The sequence below is a fragment of the Zobellia barbeyronii genome (genome assembly GCF_018603515.1).
In the GTDB taxonomy this organism is placed as follows: Bacteria; Bacteroidota; Bacteroidia; order Flavobacteriales; family Flavobacteriaceae; genus Zobellia; species Zobellia barbeyronii.
Genome location: NZ_JACATN010000003.1, coordinates 218,873 through 245,283, shown reverse-complemented (window position 1 = coordinate 245,283; position 26,411 = coordinate 218,873). Strand labels below are relative to the sequence as shown.

Annotated in this window: 23 protein-coding genes; 13 read left to right on the top strand and 10 right to left on the bottom strand. The window is 37.8% G+C overall.

Features of this window, described 5'->3' with window-relative positions; all coding sequences use genetic code 11:
* The first annotated feature begins 288 nt into the window (after positions 1-288).
* The 10 genes from HW347_RS09585 (at position 289) to HW347_RS09540 (ending at position 15,063) form a co-directional block, all read left to right on the top strand.
* Positions 289-3,432: a SusC/RagA family TonB-linked outer membrane protein gene (locus tag HW347_RS09585; protein ID WP_214611679.1), complete on the top strand. Its 3,144-nt coding sequence runs from the start codon at positions 289-291 to the stop codon at positions 3,430-3,432.
* A 16-nt stretch (positions 3,433-3,448) separates the two neighbouring features.
* The gene (locus HW347_RS09580; RefSeq protein WP_214611678.1) at positions 3,449-4,954 is read left to right on the top strand and encodes a RagB/SusD family nutrient uptake outer membrane protein; all 1,506 of its coding nucleotides are present in this window, start codon (positions 3,449-3,451) and stop codon (positions 4,952-4,954) included.
* Between the two features lie 67 nt (positions 4,955-5,021).
* Positions 5,022-6,863 (top strand): arylsulfatase, encoded by a 1,842-nt coding sequence (locus HW347_RS09575; protein WP_214611677.1) that lies wholly within the window; start codon positions 5,022-5,024, stop codon positions 6,861-6,863.
* Positions 6,864-7,027: 164 nt separating this feature from the next.
* Positions 7,028-8,479, top strand: a complete 1,452-nt coding sequence (locus HW347_RS09570) for an alpha-L-fucosidase (RefSeq protein WP_214611676.1) — start codon at positions 7,028-7,030, stop codon at positions 8,477-8,479.
* Positions 8,480-8,688: 209 nt separating this feature from the next.
* A complete protein-coding gene (locus HW347_RS09565) occupies positions 8,689-10,014 on the top strand; it encodes an L-fuconate dehydratase (protein ID WP_214611675.1) in 1,326 nt (441 codons plus the stop codon).
* Between the two features lie 7 nt (positions 10,015-10,021).
* Entirely contained in the window at positions 10,022-10,798 is a 777-nt protein-coding gene (locus HW347_RS09560; protein WP_214611674.1) for an SDR family NAD(P)-dependent oxidoreductase, read from the top strand.
* A 51-nt stretch (positions 10,799-10,849) separates the two neighbouring features.
* On the top strand, positions 10,850-11,701 hold the full coding sequence (locus HW347_RS09555) for a fumarylacetoacetate hydrolase family protein (RefSeq protein ID WP_214611673.1): 852 nt from the start codon (positions 10,850-10,852) through the stop codon (positions 11,699-11,701).
* A 15-nt stretch (positions 11,702-11,716) separates the two neighbouring features.
* Positions 11,717-12,508, top strand: coding sequence for an SDR family oxidoreductase (locus HW347_RS09550; RefSeq protein ID WP_214611672.1), 792 nt, complete (start codon positions 11,717-11,719; stop codon positions 12,506-12,508).
* A 2-nt stretch (positions 12,509-12,510) separates the two neighbouring features.
* Complete coding sequence (fucP, locus tag HW347_RS09545) at positions 12,511-13,830, top strand: L-fucose:H+ symporter permease (RefSeq protein WP_214611671.1); 1,320 nt, start codon at positions 12,511-12,513, stop codon at positions 13,828-13,830.
* Between the two features lie 69 nt (positions 13,831-13,899).
* Complete coding sequence (locus HW347_RS09540) at positions 13,900-15,063, top strand: alpha-hydroxy acid oxidase (protein WP_214611670.1); 1,164 nt, start codon at positions 13,900-13,902, stop codon at positions 15,061-15,063.
* A 5-nt stretch (positions 15,064-15,068) separates the two neighbouring features.
* Here the strand turns inward: HW347_RS09540 and HW347_RS09535 are convergent, their stop codons facing one another.
* From HW347_RS09535 to HW347_RS09490, 10 genes are all read right to left on the bottom strand, one after another.
* Positions 15,069-16,505, bottom strand: a complete 1,437-nt coding sequence (locus tag HW347_RS09535) for a nucleoside hydrolase-like domain-containing protein (RefSeq protein WP_214611669.1) — start codon at positions 16,503-16,505, stop codon at positions 15,069-15,071.
* Between the two features lie 59 nt (positions 16,506-16,564).
* On the bottom strand, positions 16,565-17,137 hold the full coding sequence (locus HW347_RS09530) for a YdeI/OmpD-associated family protein (RefSeq protein WP_317195316.1): 573 nt from the start codon (positions 17,135-17,137) through the stop codon (positions 16,565-16,567).
* A 15-nt stretch (positions 17,138-17,152) separates the two neighbouring features.
* Complete coding sequence (locus tag HW347_RS09525; protein WP_214611667.1) at positions 17,153-17,581, bottom strand: DUF1801 domain-containing protein; 429 nt, start codon at positions 17,579-17,581, stop codon at positions 17,153-17,155.
* Between the two features lie 146 nt (positions 17,582-17,727).
* On the bottom strand, positions 17,728-18,363 hold the full coding sequence (locus tag HW347_RS09520; RefSeq protein WP_155597099.1) for a hypothetical protein: 636 nt from the start codon (positions 18,361-18,363) through the stop codon (positions 17,728-17,730).
* A gap of 142 nt (positions 18,364-18,505) precedes the next feature.
* The gene (locus HW347_RS09515; protein WP_214611666.1) at positions 18,506-18,928 is read right to left on the bottom strand and encodes a hypothetical protein; all 423 of its coding nucleotides are present in this window, start codon (positions 18,926-18,928) and stop codon (positions 18,506-18,508) included.
* Positions 18,929-19,010: 82 nt separating this feature from the next.
* Positions 19,011-20,381 (bottom strand): MBL fold metallo-hydrolase RNA specificity domain-containing protein, encoded by a 1,371-nt coding sequence (locus HW347_RS09510; RefSeq protein ID WP_214611665.1) that lies wholly within the window; start codon positions 20,379-20,381, stop codon positions 19,011-19,013.
* Between the two features lie 3 nt (positions 20,382-20,384).
* On the bottom strand, positions 20,385-21,224 hold the full coding sequence (locus tag HW347_RS09505; protein WP_214611664.1) for an ATP cone domain-containing protein: 840 nt from the start codon (positions 21,222-21,224) through the stop codon (positions 20,385-20,387).
* Positions 21,225-21,257: 33 nt separating this feature from the next.
* Entirely contained in the window at positions 21,258-22,163 is a 906-nt protein-coding gene (locus tag HW347_RS09500; RefSeq protein ID WP_214611663.1) for a mechanosensitive ion channel family protein, read from the bottom strand.
* A 146-nt stretch (positions 22,164-22,309) separates the two neighbouring features.
* Positions 22,310-23,149, bottom strand: a complete 840-nt coding sequence (locus tag HW347_RS09495; protein ID WP_214611662.1) for a universal stress protein — start codon at positions 23,147-23,149, stop codon at positions 22,310-22,312.
* A gap of 63 nt (positions 23,150-23,212) precedes the next feature.
* Positions 23,213-24,061: a universal stress protein gene (locus HW347_RS09490; RefSeq protein ID WP_214611661.1), complete on the bottom strand. Its 849-nt coding sequence runs from the start codon at positions 24,059-24,061 to the stop codon at positions 23,213-23,215.
* Positions 24,062-24,230: 169 nt separating this feature from the next.
* On the opposite strand from HW347_RS09490, the gene trxA reads away from it, so the two are divergent.
* From trxA to upp, 3 genes are all read left to right on the top strand, one after another.
* Complete coding sequence (trxA, locus tag HW347_RS09485) at positions 24,231-24,530, top strand: thioredoxin (RefSeq protein WP_214611660.1); 300 nt, start codon at positions 24,231-24,233, stop codon at positions 24,528-24,530.
* Between the two features lie 31 nt (positions 24,531-24,561).
* Entirely contained in the window at positions 24,562-25,560 is a 999-nt protein-coding gene (locus HW347_RS09480; protein WP_214611659.1) for a Tll0287-like domain-containing protein, read from the top strand.
* Positions 25,561-25,757: 197 nt separating this feature from the next.
* Positions 25,758-26,411 carry a uracil phosphoribosyltransferase gene (gene upp / locus HW347_RS09475; protein WP_214611658.1) on the top strand — a complete coding sequence of 218 codons (654 nt, stop codon included), beginning with the start codon at positions 25,758-25,760 and terminating at the stop codon, positions 26,409-26,411.

Here is a 26,411-nt window from a genome sequence, read left to right as displayed (position 1 = left end):
GTGTTTACATGATTTGGTAATTAAAAGACTGAATTTCATAAAATGAAAAAAGTAGTAAAAACCGTATTAAAAATTTCCAAGTAATACAGTTTATGCAAAAAAAGTATCGAATCTGGTATTTTTTTTGGTGGTGAGAGTTTTTTTACATTCTTAGTTTTGGCTATGTCATTTTAACAAAATGATAATATATAGTTTTTAAAGAGGCTATATTATTTTTTTGAGACGCCATTTTTGCGATATACTTAATTCGCAGTCGCCAACCCATCGTACTAACTTAATTATTAGAAAATGAAAAAACGGACAACCAAAATTTATCCCTTTGGCATTATCCCAAAGGAGGTTCTAAAGGTTTGCCTTTGTGCATTCCTTTTGCCAGCATTAATTTCAGAAGTTCAGGCGAGCAGCGCTCCCATAACCTCAGGACTTGATTTTGAAGATGTTCAACAGCAAATTACCGGTGCTGTTTTGGATAATGTAGGAATACCTCTTGCGGGCGTGAATGTACTTATAGAAGGCAGTACAACAGGAACACAAACAGATTTTGATGGAAACTATACCATAGCGGCAAGCTCGGGAGATGTATTGGTCTTTTCATACATTGGTATGAAAACTCAGTCGCTTACGGTTGGCGCATCTAGTAGTATAGATGTAACTATGGAGGAGGATGCCGCAAGCTTAGATGAGGTGGTTGTAATTGGTTATGGTAGCCAAAAGAAAAGTGACCTAACAGGTGCCGTTGGTTCTGTCTCTGCAGCTGAGTTGCAAGAGCGTCCGGCCGCTTCCCTTACCCAATCCTTATCTGGTAAAATGCCCGGTGTAAGCGTATCTATTAATTCAGGTAGACCGGGAGGGAAATCTAATATTAGAATTAGAGGAAATTCTTCGGTTAGTCTTTCTAATGATCCATTGTATGTAGTAGATGGAATTATATTGGTCTCATCGGGATTGGGCAATAACAGTTCCCCAATAGATTATATCAACCCCAATGATATTGCTTCAATAGAAGTTTTAAAAGATGCTTCGGCAACGGCAATATATGGTTCTAGAGGTGCTAATGGTGTTATTTTGGTTTCTACAAAAAGAGGAAGTAAATCAGGAGGAAAAATTAGTTATGATAGCTACTATAGTATAGGAAACCTTTCTAGAAAAGTAGACGTACTGAACTCAGAGCAATTTTTAATGATAGAAGAGGTAGCCTATCAGAATGCAGAAAAATATGATGCCGTGGGTTTTGCCAATGGCAAGTATACGGACCCGGCTTTAAAAAGAAATGACCCAAAACTTTTTGATGCCAATGGTAATCCGCTTTATGATACGGACTGGCAAGATGAGGTGACCCGAGCGGCCTTCACACAGAACCACCAACTGTCATTTACAGGAGGAACGGAGAAAGGTAGTTATGGTGCGTTTCTTGGTTATATGGACGAAGAGGGTATCATGAAAGACTCATGGTTAAAGAGATATTCTGGTCGTTTTGTTTTTGATTCCAATATTAGAGATTGGATGAAAGTAGGCGGTAGTCTTAGTTATAACAACCAAAAAGAAAGAGTTATTCACGCTTCGTGGGTAGGAAGGAACATGATTGAGAATATTCCAATTGTTCCAGTTAAATATCCTGACGGAAGCTGGGCGAGTAATGCAGATTATCCAGGAATGGAAGGCGGGCCAAACCCAGTTAGGGTAGGGGAAGAGTACAAAAAATTCTTGCGCACCAATACCATATTAGGAAACATATTCGCCAATATTACTTTGGCTAAAGGACTGGATTTTAGAACTTCCATAGGAGTAAATAGCGTAGAGCAAAAAACCGATGAATATGCGGGCCGTGAACTTAGTTTTATTGGAACGAATACAAACGGTTATGCAGAAAGAGAAGCTAATGAATATACTTCATGGCAATTTGAAAATTACCTGACCTATAATAAGGAGATAGCTGATACCCATTCTATAACTGGTTTATTGGGGATATCATGGCAACATATAAATAACACGGCATTTAGTGCCCGAGCGGAAAATTTCTCGGATGACTTTTTTAGCTTCGATAATTTAGGAGCGGGTTCAGTGGTTGGCAATCCAACGTCAAGTGCTTTTGCTTATGGGTTAAATTCTTATTTCGGACGGATCAATTATGGTCTTCAAAATAAATACCTATTGACGGTTACAGGTCGTGTAGATGGATCATCCAAATTTGGAGATACCAATAGATACGCCTTCTTTCCTTCAGCAGCTTTAGCTTGGAAAGTTTCCGAAGAGAATTTTTTGAAAGAATCTAAAACGATATCCAATCTTAAATTAAGAGCTAGTTATGGTGTTACTGGTAACTCAGAAATACCTGCATACGGAGCATTACCTGGTTTAGGAAACTATGCCTATGTGGTTAATAATTCGGTTGTAAATGGTATTGGTATAGACCGTTTGGCTAATCCTGATTTAAAATGGGAAAAAACAAACCAAGTTGATGCCGGAATTGAGGTTGGCTTGTTTGATGGAAGAATTTCCTTTGAGGTTGATCTCTACCGTAAGTTAACAGAAGATATGTTACTGAACTCGCCTGTACCTACCAGTAGTGGATACGCTTCTGTATTCCGAAATATAGGGAGTATGGAAAATAAAGGAATTGAGTTTTCCTTGAGTACTAGGAATATTGCAACCGATAATTTTTCTTGGGATACGGATTTCAACATTGCCATGAATAAAAATGAGGTAGTTGCGCTTTCTGGAGGAAGTGATATTTTTTCTAGTCGGACTATCATTCGTGAAGGAGAGGCTGTAGGTTCATTCTTTGGCCTAGTTAATCAGGGCACATGGGGAACAGACGAAGCTGATGAAGCTGCTAAATATTTTAGATTACCAGGTGATGTAAAAATAGAGGATAGGAATGATGATGGGGTTATCAATCAGGCCGATAGAACTATTATTGGTAAGGGTATTCCCGATGGTTATGGAAGTTTGATCAACACCTTCCGCTACAAGAATTTTGAATTATTGGTGGATTTACAGTTTCAGTACGGTAATGATATCATGTACATCACTACACGTCCACAAGAAAATAGACAGGGTATAGCAAATAGCCTTGCCACGGTATTGGATGGTTGGACTCCTGAGAACCAAGATACAGAAATTGCACAGTGGAGACCCGTATCTGCCGGTTATGACAATTTAGATACTTCTCACATGATTCAAGATGGGTCATTCATTAGAGGTAGAAACTTACTATTGGGATATAATTTCTCACCGGATATCGCAGAGAAATTTAAGTTAAGTAGGTTGAAGATATATACATCGGCTCAAAATTTCTTTGTAAGCACAAAATATGAAGGTTACGATCCAGAAGTACAAACTAGTGATAACACTTTTGGACAAGGAGAGGTAAACTTTGATCAATATCCAAAGCCTAGAGTATTTATGATTGGGTTGAACGCAACTTTCTAAACAAAAAATGACAAACATGAAAAATATAATTAAAACCAGAATTCAAGTAGTCTTGATGGGATTCTTGCTAATCATAGGAGTGGGCTGTTCTGATTTTCTTGAAGAAACCGATCCATCTAATATTACCGCAGACAGTTATTTTAAAACTGCGGAGCATGCAGAATCTGCTGTATATTCTATCTATTCCAATTTAAGGGAAGTACGCGGAGGGTCATATGGCGGTAGCCCTTGGCTAATGTTGGAATTTGCTACAGGTTTAGCAGATAGTGATTTAGGTCAGGCGGATAATAGCAATATCATTCGAAACTTGACCAATACGTCAGATAATGCATATGGCAAGGAATACTGGGATAGTAGCTATAAAGGTATCGCCAATGCCAACTTAGCTATTGCAAATATTCCTGATATTACTATGGATGAAGGCCAAAAAAATCAACTATTGGGAGAAGCTCGCTTTTTAAGAGCTTATTACTATTATAACCTTGTTAGGATTTTTGGTAGTGTTCCTTTAATTACTGACCCTATTGATTTGAGTTCGGAAAACTTGTATTCGTCCCAAGAAACGGTAGAGAATATTTATACGGTAATCGTAGAAGATTTGACTAATGCAGAGGCATCAGGTCTTCCGTTTAATGATGGTACGGGAAAAGTAACCTTGGGAGCTGTCAAATCATTGCTATCTAGCGTGTATTTGACTATGGCTGGTAACCCTCTACAATTGGGTAGCGAGTACTATCAAAAAGCAGCGGACAAAGCCAAAGAAGTTATAGACTCGGCGGAATATAGTTTGTTCCCAACGTATGCAGATTTACACGACCCTGAACAAAATAATGCTGGCGAGAACATTTTTATGGTTCAATATGAAGCTTTTGTAGACCCTTCTGATTGGCAACCTTTAGTGATTCCTTATAACATGAATATTTCTGCTTATTCAGAACAGACAGGTGCTATTTATGCCAATGAGAATTTTATAAACTCATATGAAGAAGGAGATAAAAGGGTAGCTGAAAAGGAATTTTACTATACTACCTATACCTCAAAATTTGATAGGGATGAGACCATTGTTCTAGGTGGATACTTCCTCTATAAACATTTTGATATCGTTGCTAATCTTGATACGGCAAGCAGTGATTTAAATTGGGATTTGATACGCTACGCGGAAGTCTTACTAATTTATGCTGAGGCGTCAAATGAGTTGTCAGGCCCTACAGCAGCAGCATACGACGCTGTAAACGAAATTAGAACTAGAGCAGAGCTTCCTGATTTGGCCGGGCTAAGCAAAGACCAGTTTCGTGAAGCTATTTGGAAGGAAAAATGGCACGAGCTTAGTTATGAGAATGTCACTTGGTTTGATATGGTTAGGCTTAAAAAAGGATTTAATGTTACCACGGGAACTTTTGAAGATTTTGTAGGTCATTCATTTGCTTACGGCCCAACATTAACGGAGCGTGAACTATTGTTTCCTATACCTACAGATGAGCTTCGGAACAATGAGAATCTTGTTCAGAATGCAGGATATTAATGACGCGATAGCTTTTTAAAAATCGTCATATTTTCAATACAAACAATACTAAACTCTGGGAATAAAAATGAAACATAATTTATTTAAAAGTAATAGAAAGCTCGGCAACCAAAATAAGCAAGGCTTTGTAGCGAAGAGCCTTTCGGTTTTCATGATTTTGGCTTGTACGTCATCCGCAGTTATGCAGGCACAAAGTAAATCCAAGGAAAAACCGAATGTAATTGTCGTAATCACGGATGACCAAGGTATGGGTGACTTGGGATGCTACGGAAACCCGTACGTAAAAACGCCGAATATCGATAAGTTTTATACGGATGCAGTTCGGTTGAGTAATTATCACGTGTCTACCACTTGCGCCCCGAGTAGAGGGGCAATAATGACCGGTCGGCATACGAACCGGTTAAATGTATTTCATACGATTGCAGGACGTTCTTTACTTTTTGAAGATGAGGTAATCCTTCCTCAGATTTTTGCTCAAAATGGGTATACCAATGGTATGTTCGGTAAATGGCACTTGGGAGATAATTATCCGTACCGTCCGGAAGACAGAGGTTTTCACGAAGTTGTTCGCCATGGAGGTGGTGGTATAACTCAAGGCCCTGATTATTGGAACAATGATTATTTTGATGATACCTATTGGCACAATGGTAAAACTGAAAAATACGAAGGATACTGCACCGATGTGTTCTTTTCAGAAGCCTTGGATTTCATAGAGACGAATAAAGACAGTCCTTTTTTCTGTTATATAGCTACTAATGCTCCACATGGCCCATTAAATGTCCCAAAAGAGTATTTGGATATGTATAAAGAAGTTGATGGTGTTCCTGACCAGTTCAAACGGTTTTATGGAATGATTACTAATATAGATGATAACTTTAAACTGTTAGAGGATAAGCTTGATGAACTTGATATTGCCGATAATACCATTCTTATTTTTACAACAGATAATGGTACAGCAGGCGGAAACGAAGTTTATGATGCGGGTCTTAAAGGTGGTAAGGGTAGTGAATATGAAGGTGGGCATCGCGTACCTTTCATGATTAGATGGCCCAACGGTGAGCTTACCGGTGGTAAGGATATTGATAAATTAGTAGCACATTACGATTTGTTACCAACTTTTGTAGACCTGTTGGGTTTTGACTATAATCCGGTTAAGCCATTAGATGGGACTAGTTTAAAACCTTTACTATATGATACTGCCAAAGATTGGCCTAACAGAACATTGTATATGGATACGCAGCGTCTGCAAAATTTGGTGAAATACAGAAAGTATGCTGTTATGGATGACAACTGGCGCCTTGTAAATGGTACTGAGCTATACGATATGAACCAAGACCGCAGCCAGACTATCAATGTTTTTGATCAGCATCCTGAGGTTGCTGAAAAATTAGCCATGGGTTATGAGAATTGGTGGCAATCGATAATGGACGAAGGTGTTAATGAACGATACGCTTATATTAAAGTGGGTACGCCACAAGAGAACCCCAGTCGTATTTCCGCACATGACATGTTAACAGGTAAGTTTACCACAATGTGGCACCAGTATGGAGCTGCGAATGCGGTGCAAGCTACAGGGAACTGGAAAATTCAATTTGTTGAAGATGGTGAGTATAAAATAAGTCTACGCCGTTTTCCACGTGAAAGTGGACTTGGTATAAACGAAACTTTTTCTGCGGAGAAAAAAACAATAGAACTAGATCGTGCCATGCCAGCCAGTACAAAATCCGATTTTGAGAGTGCTTATATCTTTGTGGCTGACTTAGAAGGGACGGCAAAAATTGAGAAAGACCAAAAAGAAGTGTCGTTTACGGCTAATATTTCTGCAGGAAAATATAATATGGAAGCTCAACTGATAGATAAAGACAAAAGAATACACCCTGCGTATTATGTGTATATAGAAAAGTTGTAATTAATTGAAATATTTTCTAGTACTTCAATTCTAATATCAAAAGTAAAGCCCTTAGAATTTCTAAAATCTAAGGGCTTTTAAAGAAATATAACGTAACTAAAATGAATAAAATCAGGTACTACAAGTGCAAACTTGGCTCTAGGAGTATCAAAAAAATATGGTGCTTGTTTTTTCTTCTTTTAGCAAATTTAGCTTTGGTTGCACAGGACAGTCCAGACCCTTATGCAGAAACAGAAGATGAAATTACGAATAGTGGGCTTTCTCCTATATCTATAGATTTAGAAACTATTAATGTGCTTTCCGCGGGGAGCGCATTAAAAAGTGAAAACATAGAATCTAAGGTGCTAAATTTTATGTTTTTATGGGTGGAATCTACTGCTTTTGGTAAACATTCTTTGTCTTGGGAAGTAAATGTGCCTTCATCTGGAAATTACACGGTTACTGCAGAAATATTAGGTAAAAATACCAACATAGAACTACTATGTAACGGTGAAAAAAGAAATGTAAAAGTACAATCAGAAGATTGGAGTAGACTGAATTTAGGCAATATTCAGCTTAAAAAAGGAAGCAATAAAATTGAGTTAAAAATTCAGTCAGATGAAATTATTAAAGTTTCAGCATTAGAGCTGACAAGACCAACCATTGAAGAACAGATAATAGATGAAGCCTTATCTGTACGGCAAGACCTGGATTGGTTTAAGGATGCCGGATATGGACTTATGTTTCAATGGACGAATAGGGCAACTCCTAAGGAAGGAATGAAAATTAAAGATTGGGAGCAAAAAATAAACGATTTTGATGTTCAACAATTTGCCAATATGGTTGAGGAAACTGGAGCGGCGTATGTTATCTGGTCTATAACTTGGGGACAGCAATATATTTCAGCTCCTATAACATCATTGGATAAACTGATTGAAGGCCGTACTACGAAGCGAGATTTGCTAGGGGAAATGGCCGATCAACTCCACGCAAAAGGCATTAAGTTAATTTTTTATTACCACTACGGTTACGATTGTTATCATTCTAAAGATCCTGCATGGTTAAATGTGGCAGGAGGTTATGAAGCAGATAAAACCAGATTGTATAAGAATGTAAATGAGATTATTGCTGAGGTCGGTAATAGATATGGAGACAAATTAAACGGGTGGTTTTTTGATGGCGGACAGCGCTACTATGATTCCCGTTTTGATGGCACACAAGAAGGAGTATTGAGTGCGTCATTTAAAGAAATGAGCGAAGCTGCTAGAAGGGGGAATGAACAAAGAGTATTGACCTATAATTCTTGGATTTTACCAAGAGTAACCGAGTATCAAGATTTCTATTCAGGAGAAGGGTTACAGCGGTTTGAAAATTTAGATGAAGGTAAGTTTGTTGATGGAAAACATAAAGGCCTCATGGCGCATACGTGTTTTCCTTTAGAAGAAAGATGGGGACATATCGACTTTAATACGCCAATAAAAAAGTCTAAATACTCGGTAGAAGAGTTGAGTAAATATGTGAAGAATGCGCAACATAATAGATACCCTCTTTCTATTAATTTAGAAATGTATGAAGATGGATCTGTGTCAGGTGAATCATTGAAGTTATTAAAAGAACTTAGAGAAATAGTTAGGTAGTTAAGGTTTAAAGAAATAATGAGCCAGAGGAAAGAAACGAATGATTTTAAAGCTTTTATGAAAGTTTGCGAAATGTATTTTTTTGATTATTTGATATCTTAATTGGAGATAAAACACTCTAATAAGCAAAAAAAGTATCACTTTGGGTACAATATCTGGTGGTTTTGAAAAAGTTGAAGTTTTAAGTTTGTACTGTTAATAAAGAATTTATGTCAAAAAAAATAACAATTACGGGTGTCGAAATTAAAGATGTCCGTTTTCCAACGAGTAAGTCCTTAGATGGTTCGGATGCAATGAATCCAGACCCGGATTATTCTGCGGCGTATGTAATATTAAAGACCGATTCCGACAACGGACTAGAAGGTCATGGATTAACTTTTACCATTGGTCGGGGCAATGAATTATGTGCCGCCGCAATCCAATCCTTAGCTCCATTAGTGGTTGGGAAAACATTGGAAAGCTTTACCGCAGATATGGGTGCTTTCTGGAAAATGATTACTGGTGATAGCCAGCTAAGATGGTTAGGTCCTGAAAAAGGAGTTATTCATTTAGCTACTGGTGCTATGGTAAATGCCGTCTGGGATTTATACGCCAAAGCCGAAGGGAAACCACTATGGAAGTTGCTGGCCGATATGACTCCAGAAGAGTTGGTTCGTTGTGTTGATTTCACCTATATAACCGATGCTATCACTCCGCAAGAAGCATTGGCCATGCTAAAGGAAAAAGAAGGTTCAAAACAAGAACGTATAGCTAAATTAAAGCAAGACGGTTATCCTGCCTATACTACTTCGGCCGGTTGGTTGGGGTATTCAGATGATAAGATGCGTAGGCTATGTAGAGAAGCAAAAGAAGCTGGTTTTGACCATATGAAAATTAAGGTAGGTTCGGATTTGCAAGATGATATGCGCCGTGCTGCAATTATTCGCGAAGAAATTGGTGAAGACCTTCGATTGATGATGGATGCCAATCAGAAATGGGATGTGGATGAAGCTATTGAGAATATGGCCGAATTGAAAAAATTCAATCCGTATTGGATCGAAGAACCCACAAGTCCGGATGATATTTTAGGACATGCCAAGATAGCAAAAGCGGTAGCACCTATTAAAGTAGCAACAGGAGAGCATTGTCAGAACAGGGTAATGTTCAAGCAATTAATGCAAGCCAATGCTATAGAAATATGTCAGATTGATAGTTGTAGGGTAGGAGGTGTCAATGAAATATTGGCCATTTTATTCATGGCTGCAAAATTTAATATACCTGTTTGTCCGCATGCAGGTGGCGTTGGACTTTGTGAATATGTACAGCATTTATCAATGATCGACTATATTGCTATAAGTGGTTCTTTAGAAAATCGTATTATTGAATACGTAGACCATTTGCACGAACATTTCTTTGACCCTGTGGTCATTAAAAATGGCGCGTATATGCCACCAAGTATGGCTGGGTATAGTATAACAATGAAACCCGAATCGTTAGCAGAATACAGTTTTCCAAACGGGAGTTATTGGGAAAAAGAATTAAGCACAACATTATAAAACACCTATGAAATTTAGTTTAAAGAATAAATCAGCTGTGGTTACTGGTGGTGGCAGTGGTATAGGCAAAGCTATTTGTATAGCGCTTGCCGAGCAAGGTGCAATTCTTCACATTCTAGAAATGAACGAAGAAAATGCAAAAGAGACTGCATCACTTATTGAAAACATGGGAGGTACTGCCTTCACTTATAGTTGCAATGTAGCTGTGCGGAAAGAAGTTACTGCTGCATTTGAAGCCATAACGGCAAAAAATCCAATCGATATTCTAATCAATAACGCCGGTATTGCTCATATAGGCAATTTGGAAGTTTGTCAAGAAGAAGATTTAGACCGCTTGTATGATGTAAATATCAAGGGGGTTTATAACTGCATGCATGCTAGTATTGGCTCATTGAAAGAGACTGGTGGCGTTATTATAAACATGGCTTCCATTGCATCATCGGTAGGAATAAATGATAGATTCGCCTATTCCATGACAAAGGGTGCCGTATTGACCATGACCTATTCCGTGGCCAAAGATTATTTAAAAGATGGCATTAGATGTAATTGTATTTCCCCAGGAAGAGTGCACACGCCTTTTGTTGATGGGTTTATTAATAAGAATTACCCAGGTAGAGAAAAAGAAATTTTTGAAAAATTATCCAAAACTCAACCTATTGGCAGAATGGGTAAACCGGAAGAAGTCGCAAATTTAGCGGTATACCTTTGCTCAGAAGAAGCTTCGTTTATTACGGGAACTAATTTTCCAATAGATGGAGGATTTGTTACCTTAAACGGTTCATAGTAGCATCTAAATTATAAAGAAAACAGACACATATCAAAATATAAAATAGAGATGAAATTAATAAGATTTGGAAGTATAGGGGCTGAAAAACCCGGAGTGCAATTAGATAATGGTACACGGTTGGATGTCTCTGAGTTTATATCAGATTACAGCGAAGATTTTTTTGGAGGCGATGGCATCGCAAAATTGAAGGATTGGTTGGAGAAAAACGAAAGAAACTGTCCGGTAGTTTCGGAAGATGTTCGTTTAGGTTCGCCTTTGGTACGCCCATCAAAAATTGTATGTGTAGGCTTAAACTATGCTAAACATGCAGCAGAAAGTGGTATGGCTATTCCAAAAGAGCCAGTACTCTTTTTTAAAGCAACTTCTGCTATTGTAGGGCCTAATGATGACGTTATCATTCCTAAGAATAGTGAAAAATCGGATTGGGAAGTAGAGCTTGCCGTGGTTATTGGTAAGAAAGCTTCTTATGTAGAAGAGAAAGATGCATATGACCATATTGCGGGTTATGTTTTGCACAATGATTATAGTGAACGTGCTTTTCAGATAGAGAAAGAAGGACAATGGTGTAAAGGAAAAGGATGTGATACGTTTGCTCCTTTAGGACCGTTTATCGCTACTGCAGATGAAATTAAAGATCCAAACAACCTTAATTTATGGTTGAAGTTAAATGGAGAAAAAATTCAAGATAGCAATACTTCAGATTTTATTTTCAATATACAAGAAGTGGTAAGTTACATCAGTCAGTTTATGACGTTATTACCAGGAGATATTATTTCTACAGGTACGCCTTCTGGTGTTGGTTTAGGTTTTAATCCACCAAAATACTTAAAGGCAGGAGATGTTGTAGAGCTTGGTATTGAAGGATTGGGAAGTTCAAAACAACTGGCAAAAGCATATTAGTAGCAAAAAGCAAATATGGATTTAAACTTAAAGGATAAAGTCATTATCGTTACTGGTGGTTCAAAAGGCATAGGCCTTGGTATAAGTCAGATTCTATTAAAAGAAGGAGCTATTCCTTTTATTATAGGTAGAAACAAACCTAGTATCATAGCGGTGGTAGAAGAGATTAAAAAAGCGGGTGGCCAAGTAGGTTACGCCTTTGCGGAGTTAACGGATCCTGAGCAATGTAAAGCAGCCGTAGAAAACGTCATCTCTACCTTTGGTAGAATTGATGGTCTTGTAAACAATGCTGGCGTAAATGATGGTGTTGGTTTGGAAAATGGCAATTACGAAGACTTTATGGCTTCCCTTCAAAAAAGTTTAGTCCATTATTATCTTATGGCACAGTATGCCCTTCCTGAGCTTAAAAAGAGCAAAGGAGCCATTGTAAATATTGGCTCTAAAACTTCTTTTACGGGTCAAGGCGGAACATCTGGTTATGCAGCTTCCAACGGAGGTAGAAATGCTTTAACAAGAGAATGGGCGGTAGAACTTTTACCTTACCAAATAAGGGTGAACGCCGTAATAGTAGCGGAATGTTACACGCCTTTATATGAAAAGTGGATCAGTACATTTTCGGAACCTGAGAAAAAAATGAAATCCATCACGGGTAAAATTCCATTAGGTAACCGTATGACGACAGCTGCAGAAATAGCCAACACGGTTGTTTTTCTATTGTCAGAACTATCTAGCCATACTACAGGACAATTACTTTTTGTAGATGGAGGATATACACATTTAGATAGGGCAATAACAGTTGAAGATTAAATATGAAAACCGAACAAAAAATACCAGTAGTAGCTAAAGAATTACTTTTCCCATTTATATTAATTACCTCTTTGTTTGCGCTTTGGGGATTTGCGAATGACATTACCAATCCCATGGTAGCAGCATTTAAGAGAATTTTGGAGCTTAACAATACGCAAGCTTCATGGGTACAGGCGGCCTTTTATGGCGGCTATTTTACCATGGCATTACCAGCAGCTTATGTAGTGAAGAAATTTAGTTACAAAGTGGGTATTTTAGTTGGGCTGGCGCTGTACGCAGTGGGAGCACTTATGTTCTATCCTGCAGCAGCTATGGAAAGCTATATCTTCTTCCTTTTGGCCTTGTATGTATTAACCTTTGGTCTTGCCTTCTTAGAAACTACGGCTAACCCGTATATCTTGGCCATGGGAGCAGAGGAAACAGCAACTTTACGATTGAACCTTGCCCAGGCTTTTAATCCGCTAGGAGCTCTTTCTGGTCTGTTTGTTGCACAATTTTTTATACTGGGAGCATTGCAGTCAGATGATGTGGCTTCAGACGGTTCCTATATTTATGAAACCTTATCTGAGTCGGCAAAAGCAGCCGTTAAGACTTCAGATTTAATGGTGATACGGAACCCATATGTGGGATTGGGTGTGTTCGTTATTTTTATGTTCGTGGTTATTGCCATGGTAAAAATGCCAGAAGGCAAGACGGAGAATCAAGTTGGGTTACGAGAATCCATAAAGCGGATATTTAAAAAGGAACGTTTTGTAGGCGGAATGCTTACGCAAATGTTCTATGTAGGTGCCCAGATTATGTGCTGGACGTACATTTACCAGTATGCAGAAAACATTGGCATTAACAACAGAGATGCCGTTAACTATGCCTATGCAGCTTTAGTAATATTTCTGGTCAGTAGGTTTTTGTGTACATATCTTATGAAGTTCATCAATTCAGGAAGGTTACTGATGATCCTATCCTTACTGGCAATTGTCTTCTGTGCGGGTACGATTTTTATGGAGGGCATAGGAGGCCTATATTCTTTGGTTATGGTTTCTTTCTGTATGTCTTTAATGTTCCCAACTATTTACGGGATTGCATTAACAGGATTGGGGGATGATGCCAAATCTGCTTCCGCATTTTTGGTTATGGCCATTGTAGGTGGTGCTTTTATGCCCATGTTACAAGGCTTAATATTAGACATTGGCGGATCGGGATATAGTGATGTCCGTATACTAGGAGTACCAGAAGTGAATTTTTCGTTTATACTTCCTATGCTTTGCTTTTTTGTGGTAGCCTTTTACGGTCACAGAGCGTATAAAAAATACGATTTAGAATAGAATTTATTTTTGATATAAAATTTGAATGGCACCTTTTAATGCGTGCCATTTTACCTATAACTTACTACAATGGGAAAAAAATCTAAAACAGGATTCGATCCTCGGTATCCGTCTATTGCTGATTTGCGAAACAAGGCGATGCGAAAGATTCCAAAATTTGCTTTCGAGTATTTGGATGGAGGATGTAACGAAGATGTGAACCTACATAAGAACACAGCTGAAATACGAGATGTTGAACTTTTACCGTATTACCTAAGTAAGCACACGGAATCCGTCATGAAAACGGAACTTTTTGGTCATACGTATGATGCTCCTTTTGGTATAGCACCGGTTGGTTTGCAAGGTCTTATGTGGCCTAATGCACCTGAGATTTTAGCGAAAGCAGCTTTTGAGCATAATATCCCTTTTGTATTAAGTACGGTAAGCACCAGTAGTATTGAACGAATTTCTGAGATAACGGAAGGTAATGCTTGGTTTCAATTGTATCATCCAGCAGAAAATTCGTTGCGTGATGATATTATAAAAAGGGCTGCCGCTGCGGAATGTCCAGTTTTGGTTATTCTTTGTGACGTACCTACTTTTGGTTTTAGACCACGGGATATTAGAAACGGATTGGCAATGCCTCCTAAAATGTCCGTTAAAAATATACTTCAGATTATGGGTAAACCGGAATGGGCAATGAAAACGCTTATTCACGGGCAACCTAGTTTTGAGACTTTAAAACCCTACATGCCCAAAGGATTGGATTTAAAACAATTGGGTAAGTTCATGGATCAGACCTTTTCAGGAAGATTGAATGAGGAGAAAATTAAACCGATTCGAGATATGTGGAAAGGCAAGTTGGTTCTGAAAGGAGTAGCCAATGAAGCTGATGCGGAAAAAGCGGTGAGGTTAGGTATAGATGGTGTCATTGTTTCCAATCATGGCGGTAGGCAATTAGATGCGGGAGAATCTACCATAAAACCATTATGTAGAATAGCAGAAAAGTATGGAGAGCAGTTAACCGTAATGATGGATAGCGGTATACGTTCCGGCCCTGATGTAGCCAGGGCTTTGGCTAGTGGTGCTAAATTCACTTTTATGGGACGCTCGTTTATGTACGGTGTAAGCGCCCTTGGTAACAACGGAGGAAACCACACCATATCATTACTTAAAACCGAATTACAACAGGTTATGGAGCAGATTTGTTGTGAACGGGTTTCAGATTTCCCCAACCATTTGATTAAAAAATAGACACGCTAATAAACTCGGGGTTTAATCGTAACGATAATTCGTTTGTAGCTAGATAATGCAGGTTCGCCCTTATCGGTTACTTTTAGAATATAATGAGCGGTTACCTCTTCCCTAAGTCTAGGCGTATTGATTTTGGCAAAATGCAGGTTTTTTGTGCCCTCAATATGTAGAGGTTCTTCGTACGTACCCGCTTCAGGATAATTATACCACAGATAACTTAAGTTATCTCCGTCCGGATCAGTAGAATTAGCGGCATCAAAAGTGATGCTTTTACCAGATTCTATAGTAATGTTCTCAGGATGATTTAGCACAATAATTGGAGCGTGATTGGCTTCTTCATAAGGTAGCGTACACCAATCCATTCGGGCGGCAAAATCATTTTGAAAATCGTCTCGCCAACGCCATAAGGATGCTTTATCGCTTGTGAAATTTAAAGTGTCTGAAGTTATTGTTCTTCCATACTCACTTGCAACGTAAGGCGTATAGCTGTCTTCGGCGTTTGTCCATATTTCTCTAGTTTCAACCTCAAACGGGACACCAGAATTCCCTTGTTTTCTTCCAGAGAAATAAGGCTTGTAAAATTCGTATCTACCACCCCAGCCTCCCCAATTAGGGTGTTCAGCAAAGTTTAACCCATTAGGGATAAGAGAAAGGAATGCTGGCGTATCACCTTCCATTCCATAAGCAACATCAGGATAGGCGGCACCAAGAGGTCCGTGTGCTTGTTGAATATTCTCTACAATCCACGGGTTACTAATTTCTGTATTGTCATTATCTGGTATAACGCTGTTGATTCCTTGCCAAGTGGCGGTACCATAATCATCTCCGGGACTCACAATATAAAAGAGGTCGTGAAAATTATCCCTGATCCAGATACTACTATCATCTTGGTCAGAAATAGCATAAACGCGGAGTTTGGAAATTAGTCGTTTTTGTTCTTGTCTCGTTTTCGTCGCTTTTATTGTGAATAGTGCTTGTGCCAATGTAGATGAGCCTCCCCAGACCGAAATCCATAGCGGGCGATCATCATCTTCCTCAAGAGTTTTAATAATCCAATCAGAGCCTTCAGAGTCTTTTCCTTCACCAACACCCAACATTCCGTAAACGGGTAAACCTGTTTTTACTACTGCTAATAAATCGTCGGCTTCGGGAAAATCAGGATGATGTTGTTTTAGATTGGGTTGTACTTTGTCATAGGCTTCTAGTATCCTAGTTATAGATTCTGGGTGCACACTGTCCTTAAGCCAGCAGGAAGTGGTAGCAACAATACCCTTAATGTCTATTTCATTTGAGTATACTAGTAAACGGACCAATGATTGTGTGTCGTCTGGGTCTGCTTCAATATCTGTTAATATTATAACCCTGTTTTTTTGAAGAGTTTCTTGTGCGGTTAGCGCATTAAAGTTTAATAAGAGTAAGAGTAGAAAAAATAGTTTTTTCATAATAGCGAATATTGTTGGTAGGGGTAACCACTAGAATTTTAAAAGTAGCTGTTTTTCCTTTACCTGAACTGCTTTGGTTTTAGGTTTTTACTGGCATTCTCTACGATTTCCAAAATTCGTTTTTGCCGAGTTTCTTTTCTTTTGGCAGAAATCACCCAATATAACAGGATTTTTTTTCCGGATTTGCTTAATGCAGTAAAAAAATCTTCAGCGCCTTTTCTTTTTTGTAATTCCTCGGCTAGGTCTGGTGGGATTTCTAAGGCTTCAACGGCATCCAATATAGTCCACGAACCATTGGTCTTTGCTATAGCAATACTTTTGTGGCCAGCATCGGTCATTAGGTCTTTTTCTATAAGATGCGTTACTTTCTCTTTGTTGATTTTAGACCAATTACTTACTGCTTTTCGTTTGCAAAAATACTGTTTGTATTTCTCCGAGTCTATTGTTCTTTTGGTACTGTCTATCCAACCAAAACAAAGTGCGTGGTCTACAGCTTCGCTCCAAGATAAATTGGTGTTGGTTGTATTTTTTTTATGGATGATCAACCAAACTGAGTCCTCTTGCACATGGTTTTCTTCCAACCATGACCGCCATTCTTTAGGGTTTGCAGGGCAGTAACTTTCTGTTTCCATCTTTGCCATAGCTTCTTAAATACCCAATGTAGGCAGGTGTTTTACTTTATGATACGTTAGGGCAGCTTTTATGCAATAGGTAAGTTCTTCGGTAGGGATTTCATTATCAAGCTTAAAAACAATTGCTCTTTTTCCTTCAAAGTCAAAAGTGTTTTTAAAAACGACTTTAAAAGTTTCTACCAATCTGCTGGTACATTTAAAATAGAGGGCATATTGGTCGGGAGATTTGGCTTTCCAATCCATACGGAGCGTGCTGCCTATTTTAGTCAGGTAACTGGGTTCTCCCCATTTTAGGGTTTCTTCTAACTGATGTACACCATCAATTTCTTTAGCCGTTTCAATCACCAATTTTCGTAAGGCCAACATTTGATTCCGAACGCTCTCTGGATATTTATCAAAAACTAATGCTACTTCAGGATTAATTTTCAGCTGTAGATCTTCCATGGATTTTCCAATTAAGAGCGACAGGTTTGCCGTTCAAGTAGCTAAATTTAGCAAATACAATCGGGAAATAAAATAGACCTCGGTAGTAGGGTAGAACCCTAACAAGTAATTTCTGCAAAAGTGATGAAACATTGACTTAAAGAAAGCTATTTTTCTTTTCTAAAGATTAGGTCTTGCTCTTCCATGGCGGTAACAACAAGCTGTATATAATCATCCACGGATTTTTCTATATTTTTTGGGTCTGAGATATCTATACTACCTCTCCAAATCATAGATCTATCTTTACCAGCGCAAATACAGTACAGCGTAGTTTCTGCATGGTAGACATTAAAATCATCGTAGTAAGTATCATCGTAATAAATATCTTGATTGTCTAGATAGTCCTCATTAAAGCGTCCTTTGTGGTTATCTAATCTAGAAATAGCACTTAAAAAACTTTCCCTGTTTTCAGAACCGGTAATTTTGGTAAATAAAATAGCGTCAAAGCCCTTATCTAATAGACTTTCCTCTACATCATCTAGTTCTTTTTCTGTTTTTCTTTTATCGGTAAAGGATACATCAAAAACATCTAGGCTTTGCATGGCCTCCACATTTCTCTTGGTAAACTCTTTTTGTAGGCGGGCTTCAAAACTTTCTCTAGCATCTTGGTTTTGGGTCATACCTACAATAAGTACTTTTTGCGCATCGAATAAGACGATATCAGGGTTTTTCCAATTTTCGACCAAACTTGTTGACGAACAACCTAAAACAACTAATAAGAGTAGTGCAGAGAGTTTTTTCATAACTTATTTTCTTCTATCAACGTATTCTTAATTGTGCTTATTTGAAGTTGCGCCCAATAAGAGTTGGGCGCAAGATAAGATATATAAGGGCAAATTAAAATGACAATAGTCATTTCCTAAAGAGCTTAAGATAAGGTGGTCTTTAGGGTTTACGCTTCTTCCTTAGTATTGCCCCTGCATAATTGAATACATCTGCCTTTAAATCCTTAAAATCTTTAGTACATGCATTTACTTTTTGCTGTAATATGGCATGTCTTTTAAGGAAACTGGCATCGCAAGAATCTGCAGCGGATTCTAAGATTCCGGCCAACATATTTTTGTGTTGACGAATTTCTTCTTGAATTTCTTTTTTTGCCGCTCTTACCCTATGTAATCTAATCTTATGGTTTTGTAACCACTCAAAAAGGTCAGGGGTGTCTGGTTCAAAAACATACGAATTCAATAAACGTTCTACAAAAAGAATAGCATTATCCGAAAATTTGAGACTTGATTTCCATTGCTCAGTTTCCCGACAAAGTTCCTCTTCGTTTTTCTGTCGTGTCCAATTTAACTTTTCTGTTTCCATTTTTGTTACCATAGCTCTCGTTATATAGATTAAAGTTAAGACCGGTTAGGCTGGTAGACAATGACTTGGGTCAGGTACTGAATTATAAAATAATTTCTTTGATTTCGTTCAGTTTAGGAATGTGTACGTTCCAATTATATACATCGTGAATCTTTACTCTAAAAGCATCTAGAGAAGAGGGTTCACCATGAACAAGAAAAACTTCTTCGGGTATGTTCTTAATGTCTTGCATCCAATGTAATAGCTCCTTTTGGTCTGCATGACCAGAGAGACTTTCTAAGTGATATATTTTTGATTTCACAGGATAATATTTTCCAAATAATTTCAACTCATAAGCACCTTCTAAAAGTTGTTTGCCCCTAGTACCTTCTGCTTGGTGACCTACCATTAATATTGTTGTTGAAGAACGGCCCATTAGCTGTTTTAAATAGGTGAGTACTCTTCCACCAGTAACCATACCGCTACCGGCAATTACTATTTTTGGTCTAGTATCGTCAATTGTTTTCCAGGTATCTGCATATGAGCTTATGATATTGAAGTGTCTGCACATGGCCGCATATTCTTTGCTTGAGAGTTTGTGCCACTCGGGAAATTGTTCAAAAACAGATAACACATTATTACCCATGGGACTATCAATAAAAATAGGAATGTTGGGTATTCTGTTCTTTTTAAATAACTGCCATAGGAGGTACATGAGCGACTGTAAACGCTCTACGGCAAAGGATGGAATAATTAAGTTTCCTCTTTGATTAATAGTTTCAGTAACCAGGTCAACCAAGATTTGTTCTACATCTTCCTTTGGATGTAACTTGTTGCCGTATGTACTTTCAATAAAAAGATAATCTGCCCATTTTGGATGTTCTGGTGGTGCCAATAAGGGATCATGTTCTCTACCAACATCACCTGAAAAAACAAATAGCTTTCCAAAAATCTCCAGTTCTATAAAAGTGGCGCCTATAATATGTCCGTTAAAATTGAACCTGAAACGAACATGTTCGGAAAGAGATATCCATTCATCTTTTTCTTCCGAAGAAAATAGATCTATTGCCCTTTCCGCTTCGCGAAGCGTATAAAAAGGTTTTGCTGGATCGTGTTTGCTATACCCCTCTTTATTGGCGCGTTCGGCCTCTTCTTCATGAATCTTGGCGCTATCCAAAAGTATGATTTCGGTTATAGCCAAAGTTGGGGGCGTGCCTATTATCTTTCCATGAAAGCCTTGCATGACCAATCTAGGAAGATACCCTGTATGATCTAAATGCCCATGTGTTAGTAACACCACATCAATTTTTGAGGTATCAATAGGTAAGGGTTCCCAGTTCAATTGCCGTAATTCTTTTAAACCCTGATACATTCCACAGTCTACCATTACATTGAGTTCTGGTGTTTCTAGGTAAAACTTTGATCCGGTTACTGTGCCAGAGGCACCCAAAAAGTGAATTTTTACTTTGTTCATAGCTTAAAGATTACAGAGTTGTTCAACCTCGCTTAATATTTTTGCCTTACGCGTGTTAGATATTCCCAAATGGTCTAACAAGAATTTTTCTTTCCATAGATCCCGGCAGAGAACCACATCTCTACTTAACAAGAATTGTTTTTCACGATTGGTCAATATGGTAGAAACGGTAATGGGGTATAGACCAAGCCTGTCAATACGGTCTTTGATACCATCGTTTAAAGGGTAATCCCAACTTAAAAGGTATAAATTAACGCACTTACCATATTTTATGGCATCCGAAGTAAAACGTGTGTTGGTCACTACCCAACCGGGGTTCAGGGTTTTGGTCTCCGTTGTTTTGGTCTTCCAATGCGCCTTTACATCATTGTAGCGAGAATGTATATAGAGCGGTACTTTAACATTGCAGTTGCGACCTTCTTCACTATGAAACTTACATTCAATAATGGTTACGGTTTCATTTTTTTCGGCTACTACATCAATTTCATGAGTAACACAAATACCGTCCATAACAATGCCTATTTTGGTCTCATAACCGGAATAAGTCAAAAGGGCTCCAATAAAACGTTCAAAAGGAAACCCCGTTGGTCCTAACTCATAAATCGCCTTTTTAAGTTTATATTTTGAAGCAAAAACGGATTTCTTTTTTTTCAATAGGGCAAAGGCTCTATTGTAAATTTCATTGGTAGAAATACCTTCATAAAGTTCATCGCGCACTTGATCAACAATATGCTCAACCAACTCGTGATTTGCTCCTGTGTGTTTAAGGGAGTTACGGAGCTTATCCATTGAAAAATGGGCCCTTGCACCGGATGATTTTATAATGTCGATTTCCTTTTTCATAAGTTGAGTTATTAAAGGGGGATGAAATCTATTTTAAACTGAGCTCTTTACCTGAACATTTACGTCGGGTATTTTTAATAATTGTAGCGTAGTAGAAGCTAAAACTACTTTACCGTTAGAGGCAACTATAGATTGTTGAATACGCTCAAAAAGTTGATTCTTTGTAATGCGGCGTCTCTTATAATCCGTTATATACCTTAGGTTAATTTCAATCCAATTATCGGTAATTTTTAGTGCTATGGTTGGTTCTAGAGTGGCGTCTTCAATATAATAATGAGCTACCATTTCTTTCCATTTGGTCAGTGAGTTTTTGGTGTATTCAGAAAGCAGTTCTGTGGCGTCATCCAGTATGATTTTTTTCGCTAATGCGATATCGGATTCATAGGTAACCATAATATTTAGCTCGTCCCACAGAAAAGGGAAATCCATAGAATAGTTTTTAATAGGACCTTTAAAAACAAAGGAATTACTGATTTTTACAATCCGCCCAGAATAGTTATCGCTACTTACCCATTCACCCAATTCCATTAGGGTTGTGTAAATACTATCAATATCAATGACATCGCCTTTTATTCCATTAATCTCAATTCTATCGCCAGGTTTGTAAACACGGACAAAAAAAATGTAAAATGAACCTGTTATACTTAAAATGAGCTCTTGCAACGTAAAGGTAATTCCCGCAGTAAACAGACCGATGATAATAGTATAGTCCGCTATACTTTTCACGGTAAAAGAAATCAATATCAAAAGGAAAATCAAAAAATAGCCAACCAACTCAACACCCTTTTGAGCCTTGTATCTAATGGTTACATCACTAATACGTTTTTTAAGCAGCTTCCTTAGAAAGCCAATGGAGAAAACAATAAAGATAATCCACAACAAAAGTTTTAAAACCTTTGCGGCTAATGGGTCATTTAGAAAGTTGAGCAGTGCGTCCATGAATGCTTTTTATAAAACTATTAATACGGAGATATCGAGAAGATTTTTGAAATGATGTCCACCTTTAGTTATTAAAAAAAAATAGCGGTTCTATAAGTATTCTTCTCCTTTACCCAAGTTCCTATTTAGTTCATTGTTAGGTTCCTTTAGTGCAAGGCCAAAATAGGCACAGTAGCATCATATCCTATTTCTTTGATTAATGGTTTAGTAAATATTTTCTCGAAGAAAAAGTGTCTTTGGTTAATAAAAGCAATCATATCGCTATCTCTGCTTTCTACAAAAGTGGTAATGCTGTCTGCTATGTTTTTTTCAGTTAGGGAATGAAAACTATGGGCTACTTCGTCTAATATATTATCTAATAGTATTTTGTTTTCTTCCTGTTCAGGTTTTAGTATTTGTTTTTTTGAGACGTGTAGTATGCGAATGGTGGAACCATGCATTTTAGCAATCTCAATGAGGTAATTCAATTCTTTTCGTTTAAAACCGGACTTAAAATCTGTTGGAAAAACAATTTCTTTTGGAGGGGAAAAACGGATATCTGCTGGTATGGCCAAAACGGGACATTCGGATACGATTTCCATAGTCTTTACCGTGTTACTACCAAAAATAACCTCTTTGGCGCCAGATGCACCTTTGGTACCCATAACCACCAAATTAATATCCTTATTTGAAATGGTTTTTTTGATTGCTGCCGATAGAAAAGTAAAAGTAGGTATGGTGTGGTAGATATGTTTTGGGTTGTCATGATGTAAAGCGAGCATATCTAATAACTTCACGAAATTTTCTTCTGATTTGGCTTTTGCAATCTCAAACTCCTGGCTACCCGGTTCGGGTATAATTAGGGCATCGGTAGTGTAATTTTCTAACTTAAAAACATTCAAAAAATAAAATTCACAATTCAGCTTTGCGTATAAATCAAGTGCGTACCGCACCGCATTAAGGGCGTTTTTTGAGAAATCTGTCGGTACTAAAATTCTTTTGTACATGATATTATTTCTTAAGTGAGTATTAAATGTAATTGCTAAATAGCTAATCAAATAGGCTATTAGTTAGTCTTTAAAGGGCAATATTAGAAATGGTATATTAGAGTACATGCTTACATTTTTTACCACAGGCTCATTTAAAATGCGATCAAAGAAGTTGTGTTTGTAGTGCACCATAGCAAACATATCTACGCCCTGGTTATTTAAAAAATCATCTATAACCATGGCCTTGTCTGCAAAAGCCTGTACCCAATGAGAACTATGCTCGGTATTTTTAAGACATAGTTCAAGCATTTCTCTATGAGATTCTTGCTCTTTACTTAGCTCCTCTTCTTCATTAATATGCATGACCTTAATTGTGGCGTTAAAGAGTTCTGCAATGAACAAAAGAGGCGCGGTTGTTTTTTTTGTACACCCTTTTTTATAGTCTGTTACAAAGGCAATGTCCGTTGGAGCTACAAAATCTAATTCTTTGGGAATGGTCAAAACAGGACATTGGGTTATGGTGTTGGCTACTTGAATGGTATTACTGCCAAGAAAAATCTCCTTAGCGCCTGTATAGCCTTTGCTGCCCATAACTACCAAATCAATATCAAATGCATTGAGCATATGGTGTATGGTTTTAACTAGATTCCCTTTTTTAGAAATGGTCTCAAATTTGTGTAAAGGGTTTTCATTATCCAAAGTTATTTTATGCTCAAGAGCCGTAATTTTTTCTTTGGAAGTAGCAGCTAATTCGTTCAATAGCTTTTGACCGACTAAAAATTCTGATTTTGCTCCAATTAAAGGCGTGAGGTCATTGTAAACATTTACAAGGTAAAAGTTGCATTTAGTTGACTTCAATAATTGCGTGGCATAAAAAAGAGCACAATATGCATTGTTGGAAAAGTCTGTGGCGACCAATATATTTTTCATCTTGCTTGTTTTATAATTAAGCAATCCTCGTAACCATTTACATTACGGAAGTGCCCCTGTGATTTTAGATACTTATATAAAGTTAATAGAGAAGAATATTATAAACCATGACTTACGTCAGTTTTAGCGAGGGCAATTTTTAGTAATTTTATAAATCTAAACTAGAAAAATGAAAAGCAGTTTTAATACTATAATAGAATCTGACACACCTGTGTTGGTAGATTTTTTTGCAGATTGGTGTGGACCTTGTAAAATGTTGGCGCCTATTTTAAAGCAAGTGAAAGAAGAACTGGGAGATGGCATAAAAATCGTAAAGATAGATGTGGATAAAAACCAGCCCTTGGCCAGTACGTATAATGTACGTGGTGTGCCTACTATGATGTTATTTAAAAACGGAAAACAGGTATGGAGACAGTCTGGCGTTTTGCAGAAAAATGACATAATACAAATTGTGAAGTCAAAATCTTAATGTGATTTGAACCCTTATTTAATCGACCTAAATGAAAAAGTATTCTGTTCTTTTACTTGTTGTTCTCTTTTTTGCAAGTTGTAAAGAGAGTCAAAAAAATAAAATCGAATCTGTTGAGAATATTGACGTAGCTGTGAATACCGCAATCCAAGAACCCCATCCCGGGAAAGTAATTTTGGAGCGTGAGTGTTATATGTGCCATGATCCCAAAACAAAAATGGTAGATAGGATTGCGCCACCAATGGAGGCGATTAAAAGACACTACATAGATTCTACAGTAACTCAAGAAGAGTTTACGGAAGCCTTGATTAAATGGGTAAACGATCCGGAAACAGAAACGAAAATTCCTGCTGCACATAAAAGGTTTGGTCCTATGCCATACCTACCAAATCGTGATGAAGCTGTAGCGGAAATTGCGGATTACATCTACAATAACGAATTAGAACGGCCAGAAGGTTTTGATGAACATTTTAAAGCTTCACACAAGATAGGAATGGGTATGGAGCAATGCAATTGCTTTGACTACCCTGAACCGGGGAAAGTGTACGGTGCAATAGGAATGTCCTATGCAAAAGAAGCTAAGATGGCATTGGGTAAAAGCCTAACAAAAGCTATTCAGGAAAAAGGAACCGTGGGCGCTATAGGTTTTTGTAACCTAGAGGCAACTACGATTACAGATAGCGTTTCATTAATGAAAAATGCAGTAATCCAAAGAGTTTCGGATAAGACCAGAAACCCCAAAAATAAGGCTAGTGCTAAGGAATTGGAATATATAGCTTCATTCAAAAAAGCCTTGGCATCAGGAGAGGAACTGGAGCCAGTGGTTGAAACGGAAGACGGAGAAGTGTCTTTCTATTACCCGATCGTTACCAATGCGCTTTGCCTGCAATGTCATGGCAAACCTAATACGCAGGTTTTGCCGGAGACTATGACAGCTCTAAATAAATTGTATCCAGAGGATATGGCACTTGGTTATGATGTAAACCAAGTTCGCGGTATGTGGAGTATTGAATTTTATAGTGATAAATAAGTAGTTTTAATAGTAATTGAAAATACAGACAGTTAGTAAATAGGTAGTTCTTCAGAATCTATTTTTAGATGGTTGAAAAAAGGGTCTTGTAATTTATAAGACCCTTTTTTTACAGGTAAACTTTTCTCGGTTTATGATTTAGATGTACCTTTTGGGCATATTTAAAATATAACCATAACTCAAATCATATTCATTCTATGACGGTCCATAATCTAGGCGAAAGCAATTCGCTCATGAACAAATTTATCGCTGAAATTAGAGATGTAGACATCCAAAAAGATGCCATGCGCTTTAGGCGGAATATTGAGCGTATTGGAGAAGTCTTGAGTTATGAAATGAGTAAGTCCTTTCAGTATGAAAGTAGTCAGGTAACCACGCCATTGGGTGCCAAAGAAATGGCCTTGCCTGTAGACAAGTTGGTTTTGTGTTCCATTTTAAGGGCTGGACTGCCATTACATCAAGGTCTATTGAATTATTTTGATGGTGCTGAGAATGCCTTTATTTCTGCATACCGACACCACAGAGGAGATGAAGATGCCTTTGAAGTTATCGTAAATTATTTTGCAGCACCTTCTTTGGACGGTAAAATTCTAGTGCTCACAGACCCAATGTTGGCTACCGGAAAAACTTTAGAAAATGTTTTGAAAGCACTCAAAAATCACGGTACACCTGCACAAATTCATATTGTTTCGGTTATTGGAGCACAGGCTGGTATTGAACATGTACAAAGTGTATTCCCTGAAAATACCCATTTATGGATTTCCGCAATAGACCCCGAGCTTAACGCAAGAGGCTACATTGTTCCTGGTATTGGTGATGCAGGAGATTTAGCCTATGGCGAAAAACTTTAA

Excerpts from the sequence above, each read along its gene's own strand:
- HW347_RS09585 (WP_214611679.1), top strand. The coding sequence starts at position 289 with ATGAAAAAACGGACAACCAAAATTTATCCCTTTGGCATTATCCCAAAG.
- HW347_RS09580 (WP_214611678.1), top strand. The coding sequence starts at position 3,449 with ATGAAAAATATAATTAAAACCAGAATTCAAGTAGTCTTGATGGGATTC.
- HW347_RS09575 (WP_214611677.1), top strand. The coding sequence starts at position 5,022 with ATGAAACATAATTTATTTAAAAGTAATAGAAAGCTCGGCAACCAAAAT.
- HW347_RS09565 (WP_214611675.1), top strand. The coding sequence starts at position 8,689 with ATGTCAAAAAAAATAACAATTACGGGTGTCGAAATTAAAGATGTCCGT.
- HW347_RS09560 (WP_214611674.1), top strand. The coding sequence starts at position 10,022 with ATGAAATTTAGTTTAAAGAATAAATCAGCTGTGGTTACTGGTGGTGGC.
- HW347_RS09555 (WP_214611673.1), top strand. The coding sequence starts at position 10,850 with ATGAAATTAATAAGATTTGGAAGTATAGGGGCTGAAAAACCCGGAGTG.
- HW347_RS09550 (WP_214611672.1), top strand. The coding sequence starts at position 11,717 with ATGGATTTAAACTTAAAGGATAAAGTCATTATCGTTACTGGTGGTTCA.
- fucP (WP_214611671.1), top strand. The coding sequence starts at position 12,511 with ATGAAAACCGAACAAAAAATACCAGTAGTAGCTAAAGAATTACTTTTC.
- HW347_RS09540 (WP_214611670.1), top strand. The coding sequence starts at position 13,900 with ATGGGAAAAAAATCTAAAACAGGATTCGATCCTCGGTATCCGTCTATT.
- HW347_RS09535 (WP_214611669.1), bottom strand. The coding sequence starts at position 16,505 with ATGAAAAAACTATTTTTTCTACTCTTACTCTTATTAAACTTTAATGCG.
- HW347_RS09530 (WP_317195316.1), bottom strand. The coding sequence starts at position 17,137 with ATGGAAACAGAAAGTTACTGCCCTGCAAACCCTAAAGAATGGCGGTCA.
- HW347_RS09525 (WP_214611667.1), bottom strand. The coding sequence starts at position 17,581 with ATGGAAGATCTACAGCTGAAAATTAATCCTGAAGTAGCATTAGTTTTT.
- HW347_RS09520 (WP_155597099.1), bottom strand. The coding sequence starts at position 18,363 with ATGAAAAAACTCTCTGCACTACTCTTATTAGTTGTTTTAGGTTGTTCG.
- HW347_RS09515 (WP_214611666.1), bottom strand. The coding sequence starts at position 18,928 with ATGGAAACAGAAAAGTTAAATTGGACACGACAGAAAAACGAAGAGGAA.
- HW347_RS09510 (WP_214611665.1), bottom strand. The coding sequence starts at position 20,381 with ATGAACAAAGTAAAAATTCACTTTTTGGGTGCCTCTGGCACAGTAACC.
- HW347_RS09505 (WP_214611664.1), bottom strand. The coding sequence starts at position 21,224 with ATGAAAAAGGAAATCGACATTATAAAATCATCCGGTGCAAGGGCCCAT.
- HW347_RS09500 (WP_214611663.1), bottom strand. The coding sequence starts at position 22,163 with ATGGACGCACTGCTCAACTTTCTAAATGACCCATTAGCCGCAAAGGTT.
- HW347_RS09495 (WP_214611662.1), bottom strand. The coding sequence starts at position 23,149 with ATGTACAAAAGAATTTTAGTACCGACAGATTTCTCAAAAAACGCCCTT.
- HW347_RS09490 (WP_214611661.1), bottom strand. The coding sequence starts at position 24,061 with ATGAAAAATATATTGGTCGCCACAGACTTTTCCAACAATGCATATTGT.
- trxA (WP_214611660.1), top strand. The coding sequence starts at position 24,231 with ATGAAAAGCAGTTTTAATACTATAATAGAATCTGACACACCTGTGTTG.
- HW347_RS09480 (WP_214611659.1), top strand. The coding sequence starts at position 24,562 with ATGAAAAAGTATTCTGTTCTTTTACTTGTTGTTCTCTTTTTTGCAAGT.
- upp (WP_214611658.1), top strand. The coding sequence starts at position 25,758 with ATGACGGTCCATAATCTAGGCGAAAGCAATTCGCTCATGAACAAATTT.